This window comes from Dolichospermum flos-aquae CCAP 1403/13F (assembly GCF_012516395.1).
Classification (GTDB): Bacteria; Cyanobacteriota; Cyanobacteriia; order Cyanobacteriales; family Nostocaceae; genus Dolichospermum; species Dolichospermum lemmermannii.
Window position 1 is genome coordinate 959,755 of record NZ_CP051206.1, and the last position, 26,096, is coordinate 985,850.

Below are 26,096 nucleotides of genomic sequence, written 5' to 3' on the forward strand. Positions count from 1 at the left end.
AAGCCGAATGGTGACATGAATCAAAAATGTGTAACTATTAGATACAGAAAAATCATCCCTTAAACTTGGATATTTGAGTGTGCCGAAAGCAGGCATTATCTACAACGATGTTAAGCCGATAGCGAGTAGTGTCGCTATCGAACTAAAAGACAAACTTACCGCTGCTGGTTGGGATGTATACATCACAGCGAGTATCGGTGGGATATTGGGCTATTCTCAACCAGATAGTCCAGTCTTGCACACCCCCATTGAAGGTCTTACGCCCCCTGGCTTTGACTCAGACATGAAATTTGCAGTGGTGTTAGGGGGGGATGGAACTGTGTTAGCAGCATCGCGCCTAGTCGCCCCCTGTGGTATCCCCATGCTGACGGTAAATACTGGTCACATGGGATTTTTGACTGAAGCTTATCTTAACCAATTGCCCCAAGCCTTAGAACAGTGTATGGCGGGTGCATATCAGGTTGAAGATAGAGCTATGCTCACCGTTAAAGTTATGCGGGGAGATACGGTAAAGTGGGAAGCCCTCTGTTTAAATGAAATGGTGCTACATCGAGAACCTTTAACTTGTATGTGCCATTTTGAAATCGCAGTGGGGCGACATTCACCGGTGGATATTGCGGCTGATGGGATTATTGTTTCTACCCCAACGGGTTCTACAGCTTATTCTTTAAGCGCAGGGGGTCCAGTAATTACTCCTGGTGTCCCTGTATTGCAGTTAGTCCCAATTTGTCCCCATTCTCTGGCTTCTAGGGCTTTGGTGTTTCCTGATAGTGAACCAGTTAATATCTATCCTGTTAATATTCCCCGGTTGGTAATGGTGGTGGATGGTAATGGTGGATGTTATGTTTTACCGGAAGATCGGGTATATTTAGAGCGATCGCCCTATAGCGCCCGATTTATTCGTCTCCAGTCACCGGAATTTTTCCGTGTTCTGCGGGAAAAACTCGGTTGGGGTTTACCACATATTGCTAAACCCAATTCTGTAGAATTGCCTTAGTTGTCACTTGTTCAGTTAGGTAAATGCCAACTTAGTGTAACTCGCACTTCTCCATTCGGTAAAACTGATATTTCCCATACACCATCTAGAAGTTCGTTGGCTATAGTATCCATGATTTTAGTACCATAGCCGCCTTTTTTGGGTCTATAAGTAGATGCTAAAATAGCTCCATCATTTGCTATTACTAAAGTACATTTATCTCCCTGTTGCTCTAAACTAACAAATACTTGGGTAGCCGTACCGTGAGGTGGTTGAGCGTGTTGGATCACGTTATTCAATGCTTCACGGAAAAAGCGGTAAATTTCTTCTCTGTGTTCAATCCAAATACTGTTGAATTGTGGTTCTTGAAGCGGCTGAATTTCTGTGATTACTTGTAGAGTTAATTTTCCAGAATTCACTAATTCTTCTAATGTGGTTTTTATGCCTATATCTAACCCTTTTTGAAGTATGGGAGTTACTGCCATTTTTTCAGTTAAATCTCGAATATTGCTTAATTTATTTCTAATTTCCTGCCCTAAAGCTGTCAACTTATCTAAAATTAAATCTATATCTAAATCAGATTCTAATTCAATTTTGTCCATTACCAATTTTAATTCTTGTAAAGCCCCATCATGGATATCAGCAGCAATGCGATTGAGGATTTTGCGGGTGCGGGAAAGAATAGCTTCTTGTTCAGCCGCTTTGAGTTGGGTAATTTGATAGTTTTGCAATGCAATAACCTCTTTTTGTCGTCCAAAAATAAAATAGATAAAAATAGATATTCCTGTAGCTGTCCACACTAATAAAGGTTGAATAATCAATAAGATCCATTTACATTTCCAAACAATTAAACATAGTCCCAAGTAACCGCTAAATATTGCAAAAACTATTAATAATAAACGCCAATTTTGATAATTATAAATACCGATACTTATTAAAAATCCTCCTAAAATAACTATTATTAACTCAACCCATTGGCTAGGAATTTGTAAAAATGAATCTGTCATTAAACTGGCCATAATATTAGCCTGAATTTCCACCCCAGCCATACTATCACCGAAAGGTGACAACATAGCCATTGTTTGGACGTTGTTCGCTTCTACAAAACCAATGAAAACAACTTTATTGCGGACTTGTTGAGAAAGTTTTTGAGGAGACGCAACTAGACATTTCTTGTCTTTATTAAGCCGACAAATAGATGTTAATTCTAGAAAAGGAAAAGTTCCCGACTTTCCCCAAAATTTGATTTTTACCGGATTTGTAATTTTAGCAAGTCGTGAGGAAAGATAAACTTTTTGCTGTTGCTGTTCCCACTTTTCTAAAGCTAGAAGGGGAACAGATTTAAAGGTTTGAATTTCGTCAATTTTTTCTGAGAGAAAGAACGGACTCACTAAATGGGAACTTCGAGCCGTACTACCTAAATGTGTGGGTGCTTCTGCTTCTGGTTCGTATTCAAAAAATCCCTGAATAGTCTCAGGAGGTATTAAAGGTTTAAGTCGCTCACTATCAAAAGGGAGAAGATGATTGTAGATAAAAAATTTTGGTTTTTTAGAATTAGTAATTGAATTGGTGCGTGTGACTAAAACAATTTGCTTATGATGATTTTGTACGAGATTTTTTAAAGGTTTATTGATTGATTCGGTAGTTTTGATTGGGTACTCAAAATCTGGTGATTCTTCCCAGTCATTGTGGAGGTTCAAAACGACGACGGAAGCACCTGCTTTTAAAAGATGTTCAACTAAATCTGCATAGAATAATCTTCCTAAAGATAGCTTTTGATTCGCTAAATCCTGGGGTTGAATTTTGACTAATATAATTTCTGGAGGTGGAGTTTTTGGCTGGTTTAATCTCAGCAAAGTATCTTGAAGTTGTAATTCCAATTTCTGAACTATAGGAATTTGGGAAAAGATGAAATTGTAGAATACACTGCAAGTTATTCCTAAGCTGAGAAATTTAATTTGCGAACTTTTTCTCCACAACATTTGATTACTTATTGACATCTGTATTCATTCAGAACCCCGACTTCTCTAAGAAGTCGGGGTTCTAGTTTAATTTGTAAATCTTGCTAATAACTCTTCACGAGATAATTGCAAAAGCAAAGGAGTAAATTCTTCCCTATTCATAGCAATTACTTGATCAATAATTGTAGCTAATTCTGAATCAAGTTCTCCAAAACGTACTTGTAGGATACTTTCAATCATAGCTCGACGTTCTCTTAATACACCTTCTTCTCGTTCTTGTTTTTTAATTTCTGCTAATTGTTGTTGATACATTTCTGATAATTTCATAATCAACTCCTGATCATCTTGATCAATATCGTGTTCTTTTTCTTGACGTGCAGATAACACAGCAATTAGGTCATGTACTAATTGTATTATATTCGTCAGGAAAGGACTATTCTCTGATAGTGCCTCTAATTCTTCTACTGCTTGTCTTTGTACTTTTCCTCTACCTAATACCCTCAAAAACAGTGTTTCTGGTGTAGTGGGTAGTTGATGAATGACAATCAGTACAGTTTTTAATGCTTTTCCTAAAAAATAAATTCCTTTTCCCCAATTCTCCTCATCTAAAGTAAAATTAAAACTTTCTAGAATGTCTGCTGATGCTGTAGGAGTAAAAATCCATAAATATGGTAATTCTTCTTCATTTATTCGCGTATTATTGCGTTTAGTTTGTCGTTCTAGGTCTGCATGGATGTCAAATAATTTACCCATACAACTGCGAATTTCACTTTTACTGACAGCATTGCGAAATGGCTCAAATATAGTATAACTTGAATTTTTCGCCATTCTTCCTAGCAATCCTAGTGATTCTATACCATCTGGAAATGGCGATGCAGGTGTAAATAATACGTCAATTTGTCTAACTTCTGAGGTAATATCTTTACTCATTTCTATTTGACCATAAGATATTAATAGTTCTGTGAGATATTGTTTGGCAAATTGGTCGATTGGTGCAGTTCCTGTTAAACCAGCATTTGCACAAAATACATTTCGTAATGATCAAGCTTTTACGAGAGAGTCTGGCAATGGAGGTCAATGGGGTAGTTGGACTAAACCTGTTTACTGTCCACCAGGCTCATGGGCGGCTGGTTACACCATGAGGGTAGAACCTGATCAAGGTAGGGGCGATGATACTGGGCTTAACGCTATTGCCCTCTACTGTCGTGATCGCAATGGACGCGATATAGCTCGTATTATGCCGCATCCAGGAATGTGGGGTAACTGGGGTGAAGGTTCTAATTGTCCGCAAGGTGTTTTTCTAACTCATTTTCATCTAAGAGTGGAGAGAAACCAGGGATCAGGAGATGATACTGCTGCAAATTCTGTTGCTTTTATGTGTGGCAATCAGAGCCGAATTGAATCTTCAGGTACTACACCTTGGGGAAACTGGGGATCTTGGCAAGGAAACTACAACGGAGTTGCTATTTGTGGTGTCCGAGCTAAGGTAGAATCTGAGCAAGGTAAGGGCGATGATACTGCATTGAATGATTTAGATTTTACGTGGTGCAAAATCTAATAGGTGATTTTAGGCGATCGCTCTTTCATAACAGGATGATTTTAGGCGATCGCTTTTTTGGGAATAGGATGATTTTGAGCGATCGCTCTTTCATGAAAGGATGATTTTAGGCGATCGCTTTTTTCATAATAAAATGATTTTGAGCGATCGCTTGATATAGTTAATCTTGCCAATTTTGTTTTGCTCTGGTAAAAATCTCATCTATAGTCTGATCTTGATATATTGTTTTAGAAATTTCTACATAATCAGTAGGGGTCTTGTGTAGCAACGTTAAAAACCGCATAGCTGCTGCTGAACCAAGAGATTTATATAGAGCATTGATGCCTTTTACTTTAATTTCTGTATCATCCATAATATTATTTAGTTCCATAGTTTTCATTATTCCTAATATAGTCAATTGGGTTCATTATTCCTATTTCTAACGCTAACTTCTGAGCTTGTTTTCTCAAACTGTCATCACAAGTTAGGAAAAAATCAGCTTGAATATAAACAGCACAGGCAAGGTGTAGAGCATCTTTACTTGATAGATTAGCTAACTGCTGAAATAAATGGGCTTGTTCTGCTATTTCAGTTTTTGGAGCTACCTTTATTTTACACAAACTCACCATACCCAAAACTGAATATTTACGATCAACAAAGGGACATAATTCAGTTTCATCTTGGTGGATAAAAGACCACACCAGACTTACTTGTTCTGTTTGAGCCTGAGTAAATATTTCTTGGCAGGCTACAGCCTCCATTTGGATTCTAACTTGTCTTGGATCATCAAAGCCACGTTGAAAGCAATTATAGTCTAAATAAATCAGTGTCATGTTTCATGTTTAGCAACTGCACTACTGCTTTTTTATATTAACTGCTTATGGTGATATCACTGCGATTCCTACGGAGCGCTTCGCTATCGCTTTTTTCGATAAAAGGATTGTTTTAGGCGATTCCTGCGGAGTGCTTTGCGATCGCTCCTTCGATGACAGGATTATCTGTCAACCCAAAATGCACTGTAAAAGATTTTGTAGTGCTTGTCTGTTTACTTCCTCAAGTTGTCCTAACTTTTTAATCACCAATTCCTTGCTAATAGTAGTCAAAACTGGTTTGATAATTGAAGGTTTTATCAAATTAGCTGCTTTCCACTTAGTAATTGTTATTTCACCAAAAGAAGTTACTGAATTTGATTGACTAGTAATGGCTATCAGCACTAAATCAAAACATCCTAGTATTCAGATCCCCGACTTCTTAAAGAAGTCGGGGATCTAGTTTACCAAGAGTATATTTAATACCATATAATTACTTATTGACATAATATGCTAGTTTTAGCATACTTAACATTACATGAATGAAAAACAAGAAAAGCCTTTCAGATGGATTGCAAGCGCCCTTCATGATTTAAAGAAGTTTCCTGAAGATGTACAGGATGTCATGGGTTACGCTCTTGATTTGGCACAACATGGACAAAAACACCCTGATACAAAACCTTTACGCGGGTTCTCTGGAGCAGGTGTTTTAGAAATTGTAGATGATTTTGATGGGGATACATATAGGGCAATTTATACTGTTAAATTCGAGGGTGTTATCTACTTACTACATTCATTTCAAAAGAAATCAAAACATGGTATTGCTACACCAAAACAAGATATAGAATTAGTTAAAAAAAGATTGAAAATCGCTCAAGAAAATTATTTACAGCAAACTACCGAAAAAATGGAGTAAAAAAATGCCAGAAGAAAATCAAGTTGAGGTTAGTAACGGAAATGTATTTGCTGACTTAGGTTTATCTAATCCTGAAGAAAGATTATTGAAAGCTGAGTTAGTGCGTAAAATCAGTGAAATCATTACTAATCTAAATTTAACACAAGTTCAAGCAGCCGAAATTCTAGGCATAGATCAACCAAAAGTTTCTCTACTAATTAGAGGTAGATTAAGTGGTTTTTCAACTGATAGATTGATGGACTATCTAAACAAGTTAGGTAGTGATGTAGAGATTACAGTTAAACCTAAACCTGAAAATCGTAAGTTTGCTCAGATAATTGTAGTCTGATAATTATTATTCATTATTCAGATCTCCGACTTCTTAAAGAAGTCGGAGATCTAGGTCTTGATTAAGTATACGTACTTGATGTAAACTATACGTATCTAATCATTACCCAAGACAATGAATGTCAAGCCACTGCGGTTTCTCGTTGTAGAAGATCATCCAGAAGTAGCCCAAAATAATTGTGATTTTTTGAGAAAATTCGATTCTTCTGCTATTTGTACCATCGCTTCTACTCCCCAAGAAGCACTACAACGTCTAAAAATAGAAACACCAGATTTAATAGTCCTTGATTTACAATTTGCTTTACCTTCTGGCGCTCAGTCAGCTAAATCTTCTTTAGAATTATTAGAGTTAATTTTTAACACTTATTCCTCTTTAAATATCCTCATTTATAGCAGTGAACCCAGTTGGATGATAAAACTTGTCAAATTCATTAATCATCACTACGGTGGGTTTGTGGTTGTGAATAAAATGGAACGACGCAAATATTTTTTAGCAGGGGTTGAAAGTGCTTTGAATGGAGAATTGAAACTGCCTAGAGAATTACGTCAAGAATTAAACTTGAATGAGAAAGAGTTGGAAGTTCTCAGGCTATTGTGTCATGAATCCTTAACAGATCAAGCAATAGCGGAACGTCTTCATATATCACTGAGGGTTGTGCAGAATCATATCCAACATCTGAAAGTGAAATTGGGTGTTGATGAATTTGAGCAAAAAGACATTAATTCCCGTGTTGCTCTATGTATAAAAGCGCTTGAGCAAAAATTATTATTGCTTTGATTGAGTTGCGGAACTTTGTATAGAGGTGCAACCGGAAAATTAGTAACTACAATTTTCTTAACTGAACTGTATTGCTATTTACAATTTTAAACATCTTGAACAAACTCCGTTAAGAACCTAAACGCTTTCAAAATATAATTAGCACAATCTTGAGGAGAACTATTATAAAATGATGGCCATGCAGTAGCTTTATCTTCATCATAATAATCGCGGCGATGGGGATGATTTTCTAACCACGCTAACCGCACTGCATGACCGATTAACACATCTAAAACCATATATTCTTCAATTTGCAACTTAGGGTTATTAGCCACGATTGTAGCCAATTCCATCAAAGCTTCTACATTGACTTGGCGATATTCTGGGGCTTCAATTTTATTCAGCAAATGTTCAACTAATAAAGCAAAATTTCTTTCTCCTGCGGTCATTTCTGAAAGCATGACTTCACTTTCTAAGCGATTCCGTCGTTCTAATTTATCACCAATGACTAAACCTTTGCAATGCTGCATTAATAGCCAAACTTGTTTAAAAAAGTCTTTGGGTACACGATTTAATGCACCTTCTCTTTGACGAAATCTGCGCCAACCATCAAGAGGAACTTCTGTTTCTTCACTAATTACAGGTAGCACAACCCAAGCAATATCACTTTCTTTTTGTTTGACGTGCAATGATTCCTGTTGACGTAATAAATTACTTACGCCACTATATCCAGTTAACACTTGACGTAAACGCATTTTCACTTCAAAAGGTGAAAGCTGCATTAATTTTTCATAAGCTTCATCTTGGGTGAGGATGAATTCTCTGGCTATATCGCTAGTAATTAAAAGAATTAAATAACCAACTCTTAGTGTTAAAAATCCGCGAAACAATTCTGGTTCTGATTTGATTAAGACACCGAGATAAATAAGAATTTCTTGCGTTAAAACTCTATCCCGAATATCCTCACGACAGAAGTTATTAATTTTCTCAGTAATCTCACTTCCAGAGATAGGAACAACTATCAAAGAAGCCTGACTATAAGCCCTCCCCACTGCAATTTGCTTACCTTGAACCAAAATACTCGTTATCGCATCTGATAAGCCAATATCGAGCATTTGGCGTAAACCCGCAGCCCGTCGCACCACCGCCCACAGCCCTAAATCTCCGGCTTTGGTATAGACTTCATCTAGTAAATCCGCTACAGTGACAGCATTAGTTGGCCCAGCATATCCTGTATCAAATTCTAAACCCTGTAACCGCGTTAAAGTTTGCAGTAATTCAATTTGCTCATAAATATTTTCTGATGAGCGCAAATATTCTAATAATGAATCTAAGTTAGTTTCACATTCCATTTGGAATTCTTGGGTATGTCCCAAAGACCAACTTTTTTCTAAATGAGAAGTCAGGTAATAACAACGGATTCCCCGATTTGCAACTGAGGATTGCGATAATTCTGTATCTGATAAAAAATCAATTCTTTGAATCGCTGCTGTCAGCATTAATTGATTCAATTTTCCTAATTTTACCTGGACTCCATGACAAATACCATCCTTGAGTTCCTGCATTAATTCTAATAATGCTTCTGACCCAGTTTCTAGCATTGTCCGAGTAATCATTAAGGTTAAAGTCGGACGACCTAAATCACTCCAGTATTTTTGGATATAAGCCAATTCACCTCTAATTTGATCTACCAAAAAATGATAATCAAGAGTTAAATAAAACTGTTGAGAATCTAGAAATGATGGTAAAAAGACAACTGTTTGATCTCTAATCCGAAAGAATCTTGATATCGTCAAACTTCTCAGTCGTCGCAAAGGACGACCCGTTAAACCCAGTTGATCATTTCTGCCAATTTGTGTATAAATTTGGGAAAGTTCTTCAGATTTCCTAATTTGAATTGGTGCGATTTGGGTAGGAGTTTGGGTTTCGATTCCATATACTTCTAATTGTGTTTGTAGGGCTTCATCTTCTGCTATTAAAGCAATTTGAACTAAGGAATTGCGGTTTTTGCCGACATTCAAATGTCTACCTAAAGGATCAATATCTCCTAGTGAGATTAAACCTTCACTTAACATTTCTCCCAGATAATATAAGCTTTGCGCCCAAACTAAAGGAATATTTTCATTGGGTAATCTTAACTGAGACTGAGGATCTAATTTCTCAGCTTCTATATTTTCTTCAGGAACATAATAAACTTCCGGTAATAGCTGTAACCCGTTTTGCTCTACCAACAATGATTTTAAAAGTTCTTGATATTTCTGAACTTGTGCTTGTTCACCGCGAAATAATCCATCAAGAACTAAATAAGTGAAAAACAATGGCCATTCACATTCAATATGCTCAAATTGTTTAAGTTCACCCGGTTCATAGTGTAAACGTTCAGTATCTTCTAAAACTGTTTGATGTCCATCTCTTAAAAAGCGTTTACAACCATATTTTCCTGCGAGTTTACTAATAATTTCTTTAAAGGTGCGTTCTCGCAATGCTTCATCTTTGACAGCAAAAGCGGGATAACTAATAATACTTAATAACGCCGCATCAACTTCTTTAGAACCTGATTCTCTGGGTAATAATGATTCTAAAGTAATTCTGGCTCTAGCGATTTCATCTGGTAAAACATGAATTACTGATGCTTGACTACCATGAACACCAAATAAGTTTAATCCATTTATAGATTCTAAAGCTGCTTTAGCCATTCCCAAGGAACTAGCATTTAATTCTGCACTACCATGATTAATTTTATTCCCCCGTTCCCAAATCCCAAAATCCGGTGTTCTGTAAGCTCGACCAATATAATAAACTAGGTTTTGGACAAAGTTAACTTCATCCAATGTAAAAATAATTGATAATCCGCTGGCGGTCATTTGTGCCAACATTAATAAAAAGATAGATGTCGCGTCAAGTTGCAAATGTCCCCATTCATCATCACCGACAACAATATCACCTGTGGCTGTATTGTATTTGGCGTGAAGTCCATCTAATAAAGATTGTGTATGTTTAAATTTTTCAACTTTATGAGATTGTCGCATCATGGCAAACAATAGACCACGCATTAGTTTAACAACACTATGTTCAAGTTCATAAGTGCGACCATGATCATGATCTAATTTGCGATAGGCTAGGGCTAAACCCCAAACTGCTAAAATACTATACACATTATCTCGCACCCAGGCATCTGTATAATCGCCATGAGCAGTAATAGCGGTACTCGCTGGTAATAAACCAGTAATCGGGTTTTGACGCGCTAAAATAATTGTCTTGATTTGCTGATAGTAAAAATCTAAGCGTGTTAATGGTGTGGTTGATGTGTTCATTATGGTAATGAGAAAATTTAACTTTGTTGCTGTGAGGTTGATAAATAAAAAAATCTATAGCTAAAGCTTCCTCACGAGTTTTACCCTGACTGATACAACCGGGTAAGCTTGGTACTTTGACAACAAAATACCCATCTTCACCATGAGATAATAGCACTTTCCGTTGAGATTTTATTGTTGCCATAGTTCGAGCAGTTTCTCCATGAAATAACAAACCTAGTTAAAAATATTTTATTCTGGTAAATCATTTATATAATATAACTTTATTTGCCAGTTTACTTGGTGTATTTTACATGGATTTGGGCATTTTTATAAAAACTTACATCTTTAATCATAAAAATTACCATCCTGCAAATCATTAAATCCTGGAAATCCTGATTCTGACAGAAAATACCTTTAAAACATCCTCTTAAATATCTTCTTCGTCTTGATTTATTTCCTCTTCTATTTTCTCAATTTCAAAACTTTCAATAGCAGTAAAAACCTGTTGTACCGTTTTCGGATGTAAGACCTTACCTGAATGAAAAGGAATCACTACTCTAACATTTTCTCGAAAATAAATTCTGTGACTACCTTTGCTTCTTATTTGCATAAAACCAGCACTTAATAGTAATTTTTCAGCTTCTTTGGCAGTTAGTCGGGGCAGTTTAGGCAACTTTTACCTCCAAAGTCATAGTTAATATTTCTTTGTGCTGAAGTGCTTGTTTTTCAAATTCTGATAATGTTTCTATATATAATTCAACAGCCTCCTTTATATTTGCTTGTACTGTTTCTAAAGAATCACCTTCAGATTGACATCCAGGAAGTTCAGGACAATAAGCATAATAGCCATGCTCATCTTTTTCAATGACAATACTAACTTTATAGGACATAAGTAACTGCTATTTGATTATTAATCATTGACTATTATATCATAGTTCATTATTTTGCATATCTAAAATCCTTTGTTCTGAACCATAATTTTGTTTATCTAGCTAATATCTAATTCGCTATCAGCATCAAAGACTTTAAATAAAGATTGATTTCCACAGATAGAAATTCACTAAACTGATCATGACTTTTGACAAAATAAGGCTGTTCTTGTCCTTCACAATATGAATAAGTTGGTGGGTTATCACCTTCTGAAAGTCTGAAAAAGCTGAACTGATATCCCTGGTGCATGAAAAATACAAAAGCATCCTCCGGTAAAGTTTGAGGAAAATCATTTTCTACTAAAAGCTGTTTAGCCCATTCTTGAATTTGTGGCAAATGCTGATAAAAGCAATCTGAACCACGTAAAAACTTACCTGCCCCATGCCCCATTATCTTCAAAAAGTCTTTGTAAGTGCTGGGCAGATTAATACCTTGTTGTCGTTCAAGTTGAATTATTTCTAAATCTGAACATGGGGAAAGATGATTCTCATGAAAAATAAGATTAAGTGGTGCGGGTAAATTGCAAATTGACATTTATACCGACTCCTTTATGCAATGTTTCCGTGATATACATTTAGCTGAATGTTCGGGAAAGTTTGCCTAAACTGCTTCATGACATACTCACACGAATCACATGGCTCTTTGAAGTAAATAATTCAATTTTACCCTTTACTTCTCTATTATTTGTATATTTTTCGGCGATCGCTTCTAATATTTTGTACTCTGAGTCTAAGTCTCTTCGGTGTCCAGCAATGTCAAAGGTTTGAAACATCGGTTGACTGGGTAAACCAACAGCTCCTTCTCGCAACAGCTTACCACTAAAAGCAAATAGCTCAGAAAACGTCTCATCTACCCATACTCTAGCAATAGCAACATTTCGAGCTGGTGCTGGCACGTTACAAATTTTGCGAATTTCTGCGACGCGCTCTAGCCAATCCATCTTTTTTTAATTCTATACTATCGTGTATTAAAAAGGGGTATTCCAGATAAATACCCCATCAATATTGTCTAAAATTCCAACTTTCTACAACACCTTAAACAGTTTCTGCTGTTACTTCCGCTTCTGGTTCTATATCTGGTAAACCATAGATAGAACGATAGAGTTTATCATACTCTTTAGCGGATTCATACCAACTGAAGTTTTCACTCATCCCCCGTTTTTGTAATTCTTGCCATTGGGGTTTGAAACGGAAACCTTCCCAAGCGCGAATCATACAGGTAAATAAGTCCAGAGGTTCATAGCGGTCAAAGCAATAACCTGTACCTGCTTCATTGACTGGATCAAAGTGGCTGACAGTATCAACCAATCCCCCTGTCCGACGAACAATAGGCACAGAACCGTAACGCAAGGCCATCATTTGGCTAATTCCGCAGGGTTCAAAGCGGCTAGGCATTAAGAAGGCATCTGTACCCGCGTAAATACGGCGTGAAAGGGCATCATTATACAGCAGGTAAGTGGCCATCCGTCCGGGATAGCGGGATGCGAGTTGCCACATTTGGGTTTCATAATAGCGATCGCCTGTTCCCAACAAGACAAACTGAGCATCTGTATAAGCCATAAAACGGTCAAGGATTTGTAATACTAAATCCATCCCTTTTTGTTCTACCAACCTTGTCACCATGCCGATGAGAAAGGCATTAGAATTAACTTCTAAACCTACTTCTTCTTGCAGAGCTATTTTATTAGCTTTGCGTTGATCAAGGGTATCTATGGTAAAGGTTTGGGTGATGTATTTATCATTAGCTGGATCATAAATATCGGTATCTATGCCATTAATTATCCCTGATAATTTGCCGCCAATAAAAGATAATAACCCTTCTATTTGTTCACCGTAGGCAGGTGTTTTGATTTGCTCCGCATAGGTAGGAGAAACTGTATTTACCTTATTGGCAAACTGGACTGCGGCTGCCATTGTATTGTGTCCTTGCATATACCAGGGACACCAGGTAATTTTCTCTAAATACCACCGCCAAGGACCTTGATAAGCGAGGTTGTGAATGGTGAATACACTGGTAATATCTGGAGATTGATTCAACCAGACAGGCAACATTCCTGTGTGCCAATCATGACAATGGACAATTTCCGGTTTCCAGTAATTCCAGCAAAATTCCGCTGCCCCATTGGAAAATAAAGTAAATCTCCAATCTTCATCTTCTCCACCGTAAACCCGCCGAGGTGAAAAAGATGGATGTTGAAATAAATACAAAGGAACATCAGTACCAGGCAGTACACTCTCGTAAACTGCAAACTCCTGGAACATGGCTGCTCCCTTCCAAATGGGTTCTTTGGGAACTGGCATTTTGTCGGGTACAAAGCCATAGTAAGGCATGAAAATCCGTACATCATGACCCATTGCTCTCAAGACCTTGGGTAATGCACCGACAACATCCCCCATACCGCCAACTTTGGCAATGGGAGCAGCTTCCGCTGCTACAAATAAAATTCTCATGGTAATTGGTAATTGGTAATTGGTAATTGGTAATTGGTGATTGGTAATTGGTAATTGGTAATTGGTAATTGGTAATTGGTGATTGGTAATTGGTGATTGGGTAATTAAACTCTCTTCTCTTGGCTGTTACCTGTAACCTGTAACCTGTCACCTATTACCCTATGATCCTCGTTGAATCTCGGTGAAGATTTTTTCTAAGATTTCTGTAGCGCCTTGTTCCCTGAGAATACTGGCTAGTTGTGCGCCTAATTTTTCAGCATCAGCAGCCGTACCGGTGACGGTATCTTTAACGATTGTTTGACCATCAACGCTGGCAACCAGACCTTTTAGAGTTAATTCGTCACCATTGATTACCGTATTTACACCAATGGGAACTTGACAACCACCTTCTAAAACTCGTAAAAATGATCTTTCTGCTAAACAGCGATCGCGTGTTTGTGGGTGTTCAATCGCTTTCAGTAAGCTAATTACCTCCGTATCATCTGCCCGGCATTCTATTCCTAAAGCGCCTTGTCCAACGGCATGGAGGGAGATTTCAGGAGTCAGAACTTGATGGATGCGATCGCTCATTTCCAATCTTTCTAAACCAGCTACTGCTAAAATTAAAGCATCATACTCACCAGCATCCAGTTTTGCCATGCGTGTGATCAAGTTTCCCCGCACATCTTTGAAGGTAAAATCAGGGAACTTATGGCGTAACTGTGCCAAACGTCGCAGGGAAGAAGTCCCAATTACCGCATTTGCGGGTAAAGTCTCGATTTGCAGACCTTTATGCTTTTCATGCAATACCACCGCGTCTGCGGGGTTTTCCCGTTCTGTAATCGCTGCCAGTGTCAACCCTTCTGGTAGATTGGTGGGAAGATCCTTGAGAGAATGCACAGCAAAATCAATCTCTTTATTGATCATGCCCAATTCCAGTTCCTTGGTAAATAGTCCTTTATCGCCAATTTTAGCCAATGCCACATCCAGGATTTTGTCCCCTTGGGTAGACATGGTATGGACTTCAAAAGTAATGTGGGGAAAGCTTTTCTGGAGTTCCGCTTGTACCCAGTATGTTTGAACTAAAGCTAGTTGGCTTTTACGTGAACCAATACGAATAACGCGTGCAGGACTGGAAACTGAAGTCATAAAACTATTTGTCAAACCAGGCGATAAATTAACATTTATCTAGACTACCGCAGGGAGTGACGTACCGGATTAGATTAACCTAATTCTGTGAAGATTTTATTTGCTAGTAGCTTTACATTTATTTACAATTTTTGAAATATATCCTTGACTTCTCAGAGAAGTCGGGGATCTGGAAATTAGAATATAATCAAGTTAGCAATAATTCAGGTTTAGGAAATTATATGCTTTTACTTTCAGAATTATCTGAACTATTACAAGCCGAAGATCCAGAAGAACGGCAAACTATCAGTGGTGTTAATTGGAAAAATTATGAAGCTTTACTCAATGATTTGGGTGACAGTTTACAATATAGAGTTACATATTTAGATGGAGTCATAGAATTAATGTCACCGAGTCGTCGCCATGAAATTCGCAGAACAATTATTGGATCTTTGCTGGAAATTTACTTTCAAGAAAAACGCATTCGCTATTTTCCCCTTGGTTCTACCACCTTCCGTAAACAAGGGAAAAGAGGAGGAGTAGAACCAGATGAATCCTACTGTCTAGGCATAGAAAAAGAAATTCCTGATCTTGCCATTGAAGTTGTAGTCACCAGTGGGGGAATTGATAAATTAGAAGTTTACAAAAGATTAGGCGTGGCAGAAGTTTGGTTTTTTCAAAACAATCAATTTGCCGTTTATCATCTGCGCGGTGAAAGTTATGAATTGGTGGCAAAAAGTGAATTATTGCCAAATTTAGATTTGTCAATTTTGGCGCAATATGTAGTAGCAGATGACCCTTTAGATGCGGCTTTAGGATTTCGGGAGAAAATCAAAGAAATGGTAAATTAGATCATTCCTGGTCCTTTACCTCTTTTATCAAAATCCTCTGTTAATAAACCTGTTTTATCTGCATTTACTTCTCGCAATTCCTGTATTCGTTCAGCTTTTTCTTGTTCTGCTATTTCCCGCGCATCACCAGGAACTTCATAATACATTTCCGGTTCAACTGGATAATTATTCAATAACCCCTCTTTATCCACAGTATAACCGTCCGTTGTCCGAATACTGTAAATATCAGTTTGGTCATCAGTGGCAGCACTGGCAAGATCCTCTTCAGTCGGCAAGTGTTTATAATTTACTCCTTCTCTTTTCATTCGGGCTGCTGTTTCAGCGGGAATTATGCCTCTATCATAAGTATCTGCGGTAATCTTCTCATTCATACAATTAACCCCTTGTACTTTTCTAGGATTACCAGGACTAGCTTAGAATTTTCTAGCAGATAAATACACTATCTTAGGATATAATTAATAAAAATACTTTGATTAAAATTCTCTATCTATAGATATATTTGACATCCTCCATGACAAAATAAAAAAATGTAAGCTAGTCTAGAACTAACCTACATTTTATTAGCTTGATAAAAAATCTTTATCCTAAAGATTGTTGTTTGAAAGAGTTAAATTTCTGGGATAATTCTTGCCGAGACTCAAATTTGAGGAGATAACGGAAAGCAAACCAGATAAAGTAAAATATGCCAATCAACTCGAAAATCGGTTGTAGCAAAGGTACACCATTCACAGCATCTAGTAATGCGATCGCTACCTTAACTGTTACCAAAGCTGATAAAATTAAAACTAGGGTGATTAAACCCTGTTTATTGTTGTTAAAAATACTGCCTAAATACTCTGGCAGTTGATTTAAGAATTCAAGAATTTGTCTACTAATTTGCTGCCATTGGGATTCAGATTCTTTAGCAGCAGGTAATTTTGGTAAACTGCGATTGTCTTCACCGGAAAAAGATAAACTATCTTGTGGTGAAGAATAATTTCCTTGTTCTGTTTGCTGTGCTTGAGTTTCCATCATAATTATCATTTAACCTCTTTGTAACTTATCAATATTTTCTTCCCAATTTACACCATCAAAAGGCACAATTTCAAAATTGCCAATTATATTTCCGTCTAAACACCGCACATTAACATCAATACAATCAGGGTGACTACGGGGAATATAAAAGGAATGAATTCCACAAATACTGCAAAACTTATGTTGTGCTACTTCCGTATTAAATTTATAAGTTTTTAAGACATCTTCCCCTTGTAGCAAACTAAACTTTTCTTGGGGGACAATCAAATGCAAAAATCCTTTTCTAGCACAAATTGAACAATTACAATCATCAACTTTGTGATTATTAACTACTACCCGAAACCGCACCGTACCACAATGACAACCACCCTCATACGTAACAGATTTATCTTTACTTGACATTAAGTTTCTCCAGTTGATTAACTCTGATTGTAGGTTGGGTTGACAAAGGAAACCCAACAAATTCACTAATTATTTAAAGTTCTATTTATCAACTTGCAAAGAAGAAAATAGCCGTTTCCAATCTAAATTATCAGCAATTACTTCACTTTCCTTAACCTCAAAAGTGAGATTACTGGCTTTTGGTTCTTTAATTGCTTGTACACAAATTTCCGCAACATCATCACGGCTAATTTTTCCTCTAATATTATCACCTTGTTCAAAGATTAATTCCTTCCCTCCTGCTGATTCTGTCAAAGCACAAGGTCGAATAATTGTATAAGGAATCCCACTAGCTTTAACACTTTCTTCTCCTCGCAACTTCCAAGTTAAAATTCCTCCCAATTGGTCATTTAACCTTACCGCTGGAGGTTCTTCATCTAAATTAATTCCTGGTCTTCCTGGACGAGTTACCCCAGCAGAACTGATTAATACAAATTGAGGTAAAGTTTCCCCACCATAGGCTTGAATTGATGCAACTTCCAGCGCAAAAATCCCCGGATTAAAAGCAGGATTTAAAGCACCATCATATTCAAACTTACTCAACATTAATTGCAAAGAACAAACCTTACTAACGTCCATTGGTGGACAATCTTTAACAATTTTGGCACGAAAAACGGGAACTAAATCGGTAAAAGGAATCTGAATATCCAGCCAATTATTAGCAACAGTATCAAAAGAATAACTATAACCAACACCGTCCCAAGTTGACTCTGTGCGGATAAATATTTTATAACGTTGACCGTCACCTTTAACCCGCAATTTCACACCTTGATAACCAGATAAATCAACTAATGGTGAAAAATTCTTAGTTCTTACTGAAGCAAAACCCCCAGAATTAGCAGTTGAAACATTACCTGTGAATACTGCTGTATTTTCCCTAATTTGAAAACTACTGGAACTAACACCACCCATAACCACATCATCTAAAGCGCCCCAGATATTTTTGATTTCATCTGATGGTTTAGTAAAATCAAATATCGGTTTTTCACCCACAGAAACTAGATACTTTGCAGCGGCTGCAACTAAATTTTTCACACCTTGATATTCAACATTTTCTGGTGTATCTCCGACAATTTCCGGTAGATAGAATTTCACCCCTTGATTATATTTTGCCCTATCTGGTGTATCTCCCTCCACAGGTTGAACACGCACCGACGTACAACAAATTACAGCTTGAATATTAGCCATAACTAAATTTGTCAAAGTCTCTGATTTCGTAATATCCCCAACTACCAAATCAATATCATCACCCAGAATTGTCCGCGCTTTTGCAATATCTCGAACTAAACAACGGACATTATAGCCTTGTGCTATCAATTTTTTGACAACTCGTTTACCCACACCACCCGTCGCCCCAGCTACCAGAATTACAGCCATATTTCCTCCTGCTTTTGATATATCTTGATGATCTTTTGGACTACCTTGAAAGAGTTTCTCTATCCAGTTAAGAACCGGAAATACTTCAAAGTAAGTTAGGGTTTTAATAAACCTGCATAAATCCCATCGAGAACGATTGTTATTATTCATAGTTACGATTTAATCATGTTATTTTAGTCTTATTGTATCAGATTTAGATCCCCGACTTCTCAAAGAAGTCGGGGATCTGGATGGATCTGGATTATAATATTCATAAAAGAGGATAATTGCCATGATGAATCAATTTGCTAAAGCCCAAGCTGAATATGAGAAATTTCCCAAAGAATTTACCAGCATTATTATAAGTACGGTAAATAAACAAGGAACTCCTAATGCTAGTTATGCTCCTTTTATTATGGACGATGATAAAAATATCTATATTTATGTGAGTGGACTAGCTACACACACCCAAAATATTCATAATCATCCTTTTGTAAGTGTTTTATTTATTGACGACGAAGTTAAAACTAAACAAATTTTTGCCCGTCGGCGGTTAAATTTTGATTGTACCGCAAGTTTGATAGAAAGGGAAACAGAGAAATGGCAGGAAGTTGTTGATAAATTTGAACTTCGGTTTGGAGAATTGATTACGACATTACGCAGTTTACCCGATTTTCGGATTTTGCGACTTACACCGAATACCGGACGTTTTGTCATTGGGTTTGGGGCTGCCTATAATATTAATAGTGATAATATAAATCAACTTGTACAAATTACCAAAGATTCACTTTCATAATTATGCTGCAATTTCAACCTCCTGGGTTTGGTAGTAAATTCATTCATACCTCTTTGGGGGCAATGGTTTACTATACCCAAATTAGCGCCCCTTGGGAAAATGCCAAAGATCAAGATTTACCACCATTATTATTCTTACATAATTTTGGTGGTGGTGCATCTGCTTATGAATGGTCGAAAATTTACCCGGCTTATGCGTCAACATATCGAATTTTAGCCCCAGATTTAATTGGGTGGGGAAAATCTGCTCACCCCGTGCGAGATTATCAAATTCAAGATTATTTAACGACGATTCTTGAGTTTATTACTCAAACCTGTAATCAACCTGTAACTGTAGTAGCATCTTCTTTAACAGCGGCTTTAACTATTCGTCTTGCTGTTACTTATCCAGACTTATTTAAAGCTTTGTTTTTAGTTTGTCCTTCCGGTTTTAACGATTTTGGAGAAGGTGCAGGAAGGAGATTACCACTTTCTTTAATTAATACACCGTTGGTAGATAATTTAATTTATGCTTTGGGTGCAGAAAACGAAATTGCAGTCAGGAATTTTTTGCAAAGTTTTCTGTTTGCTAAACCAGAAAGAGTGACCCAAGAAATGGTATCAGCTTATTTAAGTTCTGCACAACAATATCAAGCCAAGTTTGCGGCTTTGTCCTTCTTACGCGGAAATCTTTATTTTGATTTGAGTTTATATATTCAGCAACTTCAAGTTCCAACTGTCATGTTGTGGGGTGAAAAAGCACAATTTACAAATATGCAATTAGGACGACGGTTAGCAAATTTAAATCCTGGTGCAATTAAAGGCTTTCATGAAATACCCGACACTGGAATTCTTCCCCATTTAGAAATACCAGCAGTTGTCATGGGAATATTGCAAAAATACAACAAAACTGGAGAATTAAAAATTTAAATTAAACTTAAAAGGAGGGTAGACATTTCCTAATTTTACTCCTTCTTTCTTCTTCTTCCTTCTTCCTTCGTGTCCTTCGTCCCTATCCCTGCGGGACGCTTCGCGAACGTGGTTCATTAACTCTTGAATTTTGGGTGGGGAAACCCCGCCCCTACTGAATTATAACGATTTAGCGAACATTACAAGATTTGCGTTCATTATCATCTTGAGGATATTGCCAAGAATAAGCAAAATGACTAACACCCTTAATTTGAGGAAATAATTGATGAAGGGCTTGCATTTGCACTTCTAAAGAGGGACGATTACTAATTGATTCTCCCCACTTACCAGCTAAAGCCGGAATCACTTTTGTCCCTGGTTGTGCCATCTTCAAAACCTGTCGAACTTGTGCCACAATGCAATCAACATTACCGCAATTTGCATAGGACATGGGATGCCATTGTAAGTTACTAGAAAACCTATCCCAAGGTTGCAAACGGGAATCATACCCTTGTCCTAAAGCTTGATTACCTTCGGGAAAAAATACCACTCCAGCGGGAATACCTTTTTGTTTGGCTGGGTAACTTGCTAAAGCCACAAAATCTAAGATACCTTGCATAGCATGAGCAACAGTGAATAACCATAAATCCAATTGCAAAACCCGCTGTTTTTCCGCTGGGGAAGGCAAAGATTTCTGTTTTTTTCGAGGAATACGCCCTTCCCACATGGGTTCATCTTCTTGAGGATAGCGTTTATCAATTTCTGTTATATCACCAGCACTCACATATCCTCTGGTGAGAAAACGGCGAATTAATTCTAATCCTTTGGAATTTTTGGCGCGACGAAATAAGACTTCTTGGGTAGCAGGGGTAAATAGCCATAAATCATGAACTTTGGTAGCAATAGAATCATTGCCAATTTGACGAGGATAGCGAACATAATCGAAGAGAATACCATCTGGACGACGGCGTATAACCTGTTGTATCATGCGGTAGTAATCGTTTTTAGCCTGAGTGTTGTAAGGATCAATAAAGACTTGAGAACTATCTTCTACTACGGATAAGCTGGTTTGATTTTTGCCATTACGAGCGATCGCATTTTGTCTATCTGCCCGTTGAGCATAAGTATAACCAAAGTTATTCGTAAACATCCAAGCATAAACTTTCAACCCGCGTTGTTGCCCTTTTTTAATTGCTAATGCCAATAAATCAAATTTTTCTGCACCAAGAATGCGAACCACAGCAGGCCAAACAGTTGGGTTAGCTGCGGCTGGTAATAGTACCCGGCCATCATAAAATACTTCTAAATAAACTTGGTTATAGCCTTGGTTGACAATGCGGTCCATAATTTGATCAACTACTCCCGGCTGGATATCGCAGGGATACAAGCGCAACCAAATAGCTTGAGTTTGTGGCCAAGTCTGACTACGACAGGTTTTTAATTCTTGTGTATGCTGTTTGAGTAATTTCTGATAGCGACTTTCTGCCTCTTTATTGCCTTTAAAAGCTAATAAACGTAATTTTTCTTTTTCTTGAGTTGCTTTTGATGATACCCGACAATCCTGTCCCTTTTGAGCAATAGCTGGTGCGGTAACTAAGTTGAGAATTAATAAGCAACTAGCAATAATTATAGTAAATACACCTTGCCAAGACAAAATTAGTCTTACAAATTTCCAGTTGTAATCAGACATATATAGCAATCAATTTAAATTTGTAATAGCTTGCATGAAATAGCCTGCACTTAAAATATCCCCAGATTTGGAGAGACATACAACCATCAAAAGCAGTATTCCACACAAACAACTCAAACATTTACATTGAAGGAGAAGAATGTGCCATGATTAAAGTTTCCATAAATCGGAACGTAGGGATTTGAACCCTAGACCTCCACTACCCCAAAGTGGCGCGCTACCAAGCTGCGCTACGTCCCGTAAGTGTGAACTTGAGATTTTAGACTTTTGGAGTGGGGATGATTCCAAAATTGTCCATCTAAAATTTATTAAGTCACTCTTGTTAATATATCACAAGACTAAAGAAAATAGCAAGGGGTTTTTTGAAAAAATTTTAGAATCCCTGATCTCAAGATTGCTGGCGTTCCGTTGAAGTTAGATCTTCATCTGCGATAAACCTTCTGCCTCCTGCAAAATTACTAATTTTCTATCTTTGGGTTATTCGCGGTCAGATAAAAAATTAAGTAATTCACCGGAGAGACAGAAGTAAAAATTTTATTAATTAAGGATCTACCCAACGTCCGTCGGCTTTAATCAGATTAATCAATTCCTCTACACCTTGGGCTTCTGGAACTTTTTTAATTTCATCCCGACCACGATATAAAGAAATATAACCAGGGTTTTTACCAACATATCCATAGTCAGCATCGGCCATTTCTCCAGGTCCATTCACAATACAACCCATCACAGCAATATCCAGACCTGTTAAATGTTTAGTAGCTTCCCGGACTACGTGCAGCACTTCCTCTAGGTTAAATAAAGTCCGTCCGCAAGAAGGACAAGCCACATATTCAACCATTGTTTTCCGCAAACCCAAAGCTTGCAGAATGCTGTAACAAACCGGAATTTCCTTTTCTGGTGCTTCTGTCAAAGAGACGCGGATTGTGTCACCAATACCGTCAGCCAATAATGTGGCAATACCCGCAGTAGATTTAATTCTGCCATATTCCCCGTCACCTGCTTCTGTCACGCCCAGGTGAAGAGGATAATCCATGCCTAAATCATCCATGCGTTTAGCCATAAGCCGATATGCAGCCACCATGACAGGAACTCGTGAGGCTTTCATGGAAATTACGACATTACGAAAATCCAAAGATTCACAAATGCGAATAAATTCTAAGGCAGATTCCACCATCCCTTCCGGGGTGTCACCATAGGTAAATAGCATTCTTTCCGCCAAAGAACCATGATTTACGCCAATTCGCATAGCTTTACCTTGATCACGCAAGGAAATTACCAGCGGTGCTAAGGTTTCGCGGATTTTTTCGCCAATTTCGTCAAATTCAGTTTTTGTATATTCGGTGCGGCTGGTATTTGCTTTCTCAAATATATACAAACCTGGATTAATTCGCACTTTTTCGATATGTTTGGCAACTTCCAAGGCGATTTTCATGCCATTGTGATGTACGTCGGCTACAATTGGCACATCACGGTAAGTTTGAATTAATTTTTGTTTAATTTCCGCCAGTGCTTTAGCGTGTCCAATACTAGGAACAGTGACGCGGACAATTTCGCAGCCTATTTCATGGAGACGACGAATGCCAGCGACAGAACCATCAATATCCAGAGTATCTTCATTAATCATTGACTGTACCACCACTGGATATCCTCCTCCAATGGTGACATCTCCCACTTGTACAGCGCGGGTTTTGCGGCGTTTGATGGTGGTATCAAAGGTTGGTTGACTAGATGTAGTGTTGGTAATTTCCAAAGTCGGCAGAGTTTGCATAATCTAAATAGGTAGATTTTCTGTAGCTAAAATATCAGATTGCCAGCGGTTATACTTCTCAGATTGCCACAATTTGGGGTATTTTAGGTGCTAAATTGAAAAGTAAATCAAAAAATAACCAAGAGTTTTACAACTGACAACTGTACGGGCGAAGCATTTGGAGAACTATTTTTGGCAATGACCGATAATTTATCTTCCAAATGCTGACAACTGTACGGGCGAAGCATTTGGAGAATTATTTTTGGCAATGACCGATAATTTATCTTCCAAATGCTGACAACTGTACGGGCGAAGCATTTGGAGAATTATTTTTGGCAATGACCGATAATTTATCTTCCAAATGCTGACAACTGTACGGGCGAAGCATTTGGAGAATTATTTTTGGCAATGACCGATAATTTATCTTCCAAATGCTGACAACTGTACGGGCGAAGCATTTGGAGAACTATTTTTGGCAATGACCGATAATTTATCTTCCAAATGCTGACAACTGTACGGGCGAAGCATTTGGAGAATTATTTTTGGCAATGACCGATAATTTATCTTCCAAATGCTTCGCCCCTACTGACCAATGACTAATGACCAACTTAAATTTACTAAATTGATGCGTAAAACGATATGATATAAGACATCACTTCAGTCATCAAATAATGAACGCTCTATGAAAACAGAAACCGTTCGCACGACATTAACCATTCCCAGGGAACTGCTAGAAGCTACAGATAAAGCAGTTATGGAAGGGAAAGCTAAAAGTCGGAATGATTTTGTCGCTCAGGCTTTACGAAGGGAACTAGCCTTACAAAAGCGATCCGAAATTGATGCCGCATTGGCAGAAATGGCTAATGATCCAGATTATCAAGCAGAGGTCTTAAAACTAGAGGTAGAATTTGCTACCGCGCAGTGGGAGGCGTTGCAGTTAGGGGAATCGCCAAGATGAGAAGGGGTGAGGTTTATGATGCGCGTCTAGAAATGACTGAAGGCTCGGAGCAGGGAGGAACTCGCCCAGTGATTATTGTTAGTCGCGATGTAATTAATCTATCCAGCCCAGTCGTTTTAGCAGTACCCTGTACCACCTATCAAGACGGAAAGCGAGTTTACCCTACTCAAGTTTTAATTTTATCACCAGATGGCGGACTCAAGAAAGACTCAATCGCCATGGCAGATCAGGTACGGGTGTTATCTAAAACCCGCTTTTTGCGTTTAAGAGGAATACTTTCTGAAGTTGTCATGGCACATTTGGAGCAAGCGTTATTAATTGCCTTAGATTTGCCAGGATATTAACTAGTACACAAGGGCGTAAATAAACCAACGGCTCAACTGAGCTACGTCAAACGTCCATTCTAAATCGCCCAAAAGCCTATACCGTCTTAGGCTTGACTTTTGACTTTCGCCTTGCGGTACTAGCTTTTAAGGGAGGGAATGAGGAACAGGAAACCAGGGTAGATAAGTAGGTCGTTTTGTCAGTTCTATCTCATTTCCTGAATTAACGTGACTTGGTATGAGGAAAACGTGGAAAACTTCAAAATTTATTATTGAAATATGTCTAAATCAATAAAAATATCAAATCATTTAACACAACAGTCTCAAGAGAAAGAGAAAGAGGAACAACTAATTAATGAACTTAGGTTATTAGTAAGAACTTTGATTTATCAGGAAGAAATTACAATTAAATCCATCATGGATTGTCTCTATGATGTTGGTTCAACTAATTTAGTAAATCAAAAATTTAAGTTTGGAACTCTCAATAAAACTCTAAAATTTATGACTAAAATATCTAAACCTGCATTTAAAATACTGGCTTGGCAATGGTTTAAGAAAAATTGCCCTGATTTGATTACTGGATGGCTGCAAGGTAAAGTTACATTTATAAGAGTAGAAGAAAAGAGATTAGAGGTGATGACAGAAAATGAAAATCTCAATTTAGTTTCTATTTCTCAGCTTCCAGAGGAAAATCAAATTAATCAGATAAAACTTCTGCATTTACAGGTGAAATTGTTAACAGGTATTTTAGTTATTACAGTAACTTTATTTAGTGGAAGTTTGATTTGGCTAGGTAATTCATTGCACCAATCCCATTTACAAACTTTAGAAAAACTCCAAAATCAAGTTAAAACTTTAGAATCTAGTACAGTACAGCGTAAGTAAGATAACCATTAAAAGTCCCTAAAAAGCTTATACAATCTGCTTTTTAATTTTTAATTGTTAATTTTTAATTCCGCCCTGCGGT

Annotated in this window: 31 protein-coding genes, 1 tRNA gene and 1 pseudogene; 11 read left to right on the forward strand and 22 right to left on the reverse strand. The window is 37.5% G+C overall.

Annotation, left to right across the window (positions count from 1 at the left end; genetic code table 11):
- The first annotated feature begins 79 nt into the window (after window positions 1-79).
- Window positions 80-997: an NAD(+) kinase gene (locus HGD76_RS04960; protein ID WP_168634546.1), complete on the forward strand. Its 918-nt coding sequence runs from the start codon at window positions 80-82 to the stop codon at window positions 995-997.
- Between the two features lie 11 nt (window positions 998-1,008).
- On the opposite strand, the gene HGD76_RS04965 is transcribed toward HGD76_RS04960, so the two are convergent.
- Window positions 1,009-2,976 carry a CHASE2 domain-containing protein gene (locus tag HGD76_RS04965; RefSeq protein ID WP_325064827.1) on the reverse strand — a complete coding sequence of 656 codons (1,968 nt, stop codon included), beginning with the start codon at window positions 2,974-2,976 and terminating at the stop codon, window positions 1,009-1,011.
- Window positions 2,977-3,024: 48 nt separating this feature from the next.
- Window positions 3,025-3,867 (reverse strand): hypothetical protein, encoded by an 843-nt coding sequence (locus HGD76_RS04970; RefSeq protein WP_233467045.1) that lies wholly within the window; start codon window positions 3,865-3,867, stop codon window positions 3,025-3,027.
- A 43-nt stretch (window positions 3,868-3,910) separates the two neighbouring features.
- Between HGD76_RS04970 and HGD76_RS04975 the strand changes: the two genes are divergently transcribed.
- Window positions 3,911-4,495: a hypothetical protein gene (locus tag HGD76_RS04975; RefSeq protein ID WP_168695136.1), complete on the forward strand. Its 585-nt coding sequence runs from the start codon at window positions 3,911-3,913 to the stop codon at window positions 4,493-4,495.
- 41 nt (window positions 4,496-4,536) lie between these two features.
- Here the strand turns inward: HGD76_RS04975 and HGD76_RS25790 are convergent, their stop codons facing one another.
- The 4 genes from HGD76_RS25790 to HGD76_RS04990 form a co-directional block, all read right to left on the reverse strand.
- Window positions 4,537-4,668 carry a hypothetical protein gene (locus HGD76_RS25790; RefSeq protein ID WP_267904334.1) on the reverse strand — a complete coding sequence of 44 codons (132 nt, stop codon included), beginning with the start codon at window positions 4,666-4,668 and terminating at the stop codon, window positions 4,537-4,539.
- Window positions 4,656-4,865: a hypothetical protein gene (locus HGD76_RS04980; protein WP_168695137.1), complete on the reverse strand. Its 210-nt coding sequence runs from the start codon at window positions 4,863-4,865 to the stop codon at window positions 4,656-4,658. Before HGD76_RS04980 ends, HGD76_RS25790 begins: the two co-directional genes overlap by 13 nt.
- Window positions 4,852-5,307, reverse strand: coding sequence for a PIN domain-containing protein (locus tag HGD76_RS04985; protein ID WP_168695138.1), 456 nt, complete (start codon window positions 5,305-5,307; stop codon window positions 4,852-4,854). The genes HGD76_RS04980 and HGD76_RS04985 overlap by 14 nt, the downstream gene beginning before the upstream one ends.
- Window positions 5,308-5,475: 168 nt before the next feature.
- Window positions 5,476-5,688 (reverse strand): hypothetical protein, encoded by a 213-nt coding sequence (locus tag HGD76_RS04990; protein WP_168694531.1) that lies wholly within the window; start codon window positions 5,686-5,688, stop codon window positions 5,476-5,478.
- 133 nt (window positions 5,689-5,821) lie between these two features.
- Between HGD76_RS04990 and HGD76_RS04995 the strand changes: the two genes are divergently transcribed.
- From HGD76_RS04995 to HGD76_RS05005, 3 genes are all read left to right on the forward strand, one after another.
- Entirely contained in the window at window positions 5,822-6,199 is a 378-nt protein-coding gene (locus HGD76_RS04995; RefSeq protein ID WP_168695139.1) for a type II toxin-antitoxin system RelE/ParE family toxin, read from the forward strand.
- A 4-nt stretch (window positions 6,200-6,203) separates the two neighbouring features.
- Window positions 6,204-6,527 carry a helix-turn-helix domain-containing protein gene (locus tag HGD76_RS05000; protein ID WP_168695140.1) on the forward strand — a complete coding sequence of 108 codons (324 nt, stop codon included), beginning with the start codon at window positions 6,204-6,206 and terminating at the stop codon, window positions 6,525-6,527.
- A gap of 114 nt (window positions 6,528-6,641) precedes the next feature.
- The gene (locus HGD76_RS05005; RefSeq protein ID WP_168634612.1) at window positions 6,642-7,304 is read left to right on the forward strand and encodes a response regulator transcription factor; all 663 of its coding nucleotides are present in this window, start codon (window positions 6,642-6,644) and stop codon (window positions 7,302-7,304) included.
- 86 nt (window positions 7,305-7,390) lie between these two features.
- Here HGD76_RS05005 and HGD76_RS05010 read toward each other — a convergent pair whose 3' ends face one another.
- The 9 genes and pseudogenes from HGD76_RS05010 to hemC form a co-directional block, all read right to left on the reverse strand.
- The gene (locus HGD76_RS05010) at window positions 7,391-10,597 is read right to left on the reverse strand and encodes a glycoside hydrolase family 15 protein (RefSeq protein ID WP_168695141.1); all 3,207 of its coding nucleotides are present in this window, start codon (window positions 10,595-10,597) and stop codon (window positions 7,391-7,393) included.
- Window positions 10,598-10,655: 58 nt separating this feature from the next.
- Window positions 10,656-10,781, reverse strand: a pseudogene (locus HGD76_RS26195) (type II toxin-antitoxin system HicB family antitoxin); the annotation flags it as partial.
- Window positions 10,782-11,006: 225 nt separating this feature from the next.
- A complete protein-coding gene (locus HGD76_RS05020; protein ID WP_168695142.1) occupies window positions 11,007-11,252 on the reverse strand; it encodes a type II toxin-antitoxin system HicA family toxin in 246 nt (81 codons plus the stop codon).
- Window positions 11,245-11,469 carry a type II toxin-antitoxin system HicB family antitoxin gene (locus HGD76_RS05025; RefSeq protein ID WP_148763256.1) on the reverse strand — a complete coding sequence of 75 codons (225 nt, stop codon included), beginning with the start codon at window positions 11,467-11,469 and terminating at the stop codon, window positions 11,245-11,247. The genes HGD76_RS05020 and HGD76_RS05025 overlap by 8 nt, the downstream gene beginning before the upstream one ends.
- Window positions 11,470-11,578: 109 nt before the next feature.
- A complete protein-coding gene (locus HGD76_RS05030) occupies window positions 11,579-12,043 on the reverse strand; it encodes an SMI1/KNR4 family protein (RefSeq protein ID WP_148763253.1) in 465 nt (154 codons plus the stop codon).
- Between the two features lie 14 nt (window positions 12,044-12,057).
- Window positions 12,058-12,123, reverse strand: a complete 66-nt coding sequence (locus HGD76_RS26200) for a hypothetical protein (RefSeq protein WP_407644808.1) — start codon at window positions 12,121-12,123, stop codon at window positions 12,058-12,060.
- Window positions 12,120-12,449, reverse strand: a complete 330-nt coding sequence (locus tag HGD76_RS05040) for a hypothetical protein (RefSeq protein ID WP_148763251.1) — start codon at window positions 12,447-12,449, stop codon at window positions 12,120-12,122. The genes HGD76_RS26200 and HGD76_RS05040 overlap by 4 nt, the downstream gene beginning before the upstream one ends.
- Before the next feature lie 94 nt (window positions 12,450-12,543).
- Window positions 12,544-13,959, reverse strand: a complete 1,416-nt coding sequence (glgA, locus tag HGD76_RS05045) for a glycogen synthase GlgA (RefSeq protein ID WP_168695143.1) — start codon at window positions 13,957-13,959, stop codon at window positions 12,544-12,546.
- A 159-nt stretch (window positions 13,960-14,118) separates the two neighbouring features.
- A complete protein-coding gene (gene hemC, locus HGD76_RS05050; protein ID WP_168695144.1) occupies window positions 14,119-15,087 on the reverse strand; it encodes a hydroxymethylbilane synthase in 969 nt (322 codons plus the stop codon).
- A 221-nt stretch (window positions 15,088-15,308) separates the two neighbouring features.
- Here hemC and HGD76_RS05055 point away from each other — a divergent pair, with 221 nt between their 5' ends.
- Window positions 15,309-15,917 (forward strand): Uma2 family endonuclease, encoded by a 609-nt coding sequence (locus HGD76_RS05055; RefSeq protein ID WP_168695145.1) that lies wholly within the window; start codon window positions 15,309-15,311, stop codon window positions 15,915-15,917.
- Here the strand turns inward: HGD76_RS05055 and HGD76_RS05060 are convergent.
- The 4 genes from HGD76_RS05060 to HGD76_RS05075 all read right to left on the reverse strand — a co-directional run bounded on the left by HGD76_RS05060 (window position 15,914) and on the right by HGD76_RS05075 (window position 18,899).
- Window positions 15,914-16,288 (reverse strand): hypothetical protein, encoded by a 375-nt coding sequence (locus HGD76_RS05060; RefSeq protein ID WP_015078925.1) that lies wholly within the window; start codon window positions 16,286-16,288, stop codon window positions 15,914-15,916. The genes HGD76_RS05055 and HGD76_RS05060 overlap by 4 nt on opposite strands.
- 208 nt (window positions 16,289-16,496) lie before the next feature.
- On the reverse strand, window positions 16,497-16,940 hold the full coding sequence (locus HGD76_RS05065) for a CAAD domain-containing protein (protein ID WP_168695146.1): 444 nt from the start codon (window positions 16,938-16,940) through the stop codon (window positions 16,497-16,499).
- Window positions 16,941-17,333: a GFA family protein gene (locus HGD76_RS05070; RefSeq protein ID WP_168695147.1), complete on the reverse strand. Its 393-nt coding sequence runs from the start codon at window positions 17,331-17,333 to the stop codon at window positions 16,941-16,943.
- Between the two features lie 81 nt (window positions 17,334-17,414).
- Window positions 17,415-18,899 carry a CIA30 family protein gene (locus tag HGD76_RS05075; protein WP_168695148.1) on the reverse strand — a complete coding sequence of 495 codons (1,485 nt, stop codon included), beginning with the start codon at window positions 18,897-18,899 and terminating at the stop codon, window positions 17,415-17,417.
- A 124-nt stretch (window positions 18,900-19,023) separates the two neighbouring features.
- Between HGD76_RS05075 and HGD76_RS05080 the strand changes: the two genes are divergently transcribed.
- Window positions 19,024-19,524: a HugZ family pyridoxamine 5'-phosphate oxidase gene (locus HGD76_RS05080; protein ID WP_168697372.1), complete on the forward strand. Its 501-nt coding sequence runs from the start codon at window positions 19,024-19,026 to the stop codon at window positions 19,522-19,524.
- Between the two features lie 2 nt (window positions 19,525-19,526).
- The gene (locus tag HGD76_RS05085) at window positions 19,527-20,432 is read left to right on the forward strand and encodes an alpha/beta fold hydrolase (protein WP_168695149.1); all 906 of its coding nucleotides are present in this window, start codon (window positions 19,527-19,529) and stop codon (window positions 20,430-20,432) included.
- A gap of 169 nt (window positions 20,433-20,601) precedes the next feature.
- Here HGD76_RS05085 and HGD76_RS05090 read toward each other — a convergent pair whose 3' ends face one another.
- The 3 genes from HGD76_RS05090 to ispG form a co-directional block, all read right to left on the reverse strand.
- Window positions 20,602-22,101 (reverse strand): family 10 glycosylhydrolase, encoded by a 1,500-nt coding sequence (locus HGD76_RS05090; RefSeq protein ID WP_168695150.1) that lies wholly within the window; start codon window positions 22,099-22,101, stop codon window positions 20,602-20,604.
- A gap of 166 nt (window positions 22,102-22,267) precedes the next feature.
- Window positions 22,268-22,341, reverse strand: a tRNA-Pro gene (locus tag HGD76_RS05095).
- A 301-nt stretch (window positions 22,342-22,642) separates the two neighbouring features.
- Window positions 22,643-23,869, reverse strand: coding sequence for a (E)-4-hydroxy-3-methylbut-2-enyl-diphosphate synthase (gene ispG, locus HGD76_RS05100; protein ID WP_168695151.1), 1,227 nt, complete (start codon window positions 23,867-23,869; stop codon window positions 22,643-22,645).
- A gap of 661 nt (window positions 23,870-24,530) precedes the next feature.
- On the opposite strand from ispG, the gene HGD76_RS05110 reads away from it, so the two are divergent.
- From HGD76_RS05110 to HGD76_RS05120, 3 genes are all read left to right on the forward strand, one after another.
- Entirely contained in the window at window positions 24,531-24,806 is a 276-nt protein-coding gene (locus HGD76_RS05110) for a ribbon-helix-helix domain-containing protein (RefSeq protein ID WP_015078917.1), read from the forward strand.
- A complete protein-coding gene (locus HGD76_RS05115) occupies window positions 24,803-25,150 on the forward strand; it encodes a type II toxin-antitoxin system PemK/MazF family toxin (RefSeq protein WP_015078916.1) in 348 nt (115 codons plus the stop codon). The genes HGD76_RS05110 and HGD76_RS05115 overlap by 4 nt, the downstream gene beginning before the upstream one ends.
- A 258-nt stretch (window positions 25,151-25,408) precedes the next feature.
- A complete protein-coding gene (locus tag HGD76_RS05120; RefSeq protein WP_168695152.1) occupies window positions 25,409-26,014 on the forward strand; it encodes a hypothetical protein in 606 nt (201 codons plus the stop codon).
- The last annotated feature ends 82 nt before the right edge of the window (window positions 26,015-26,096 follow it).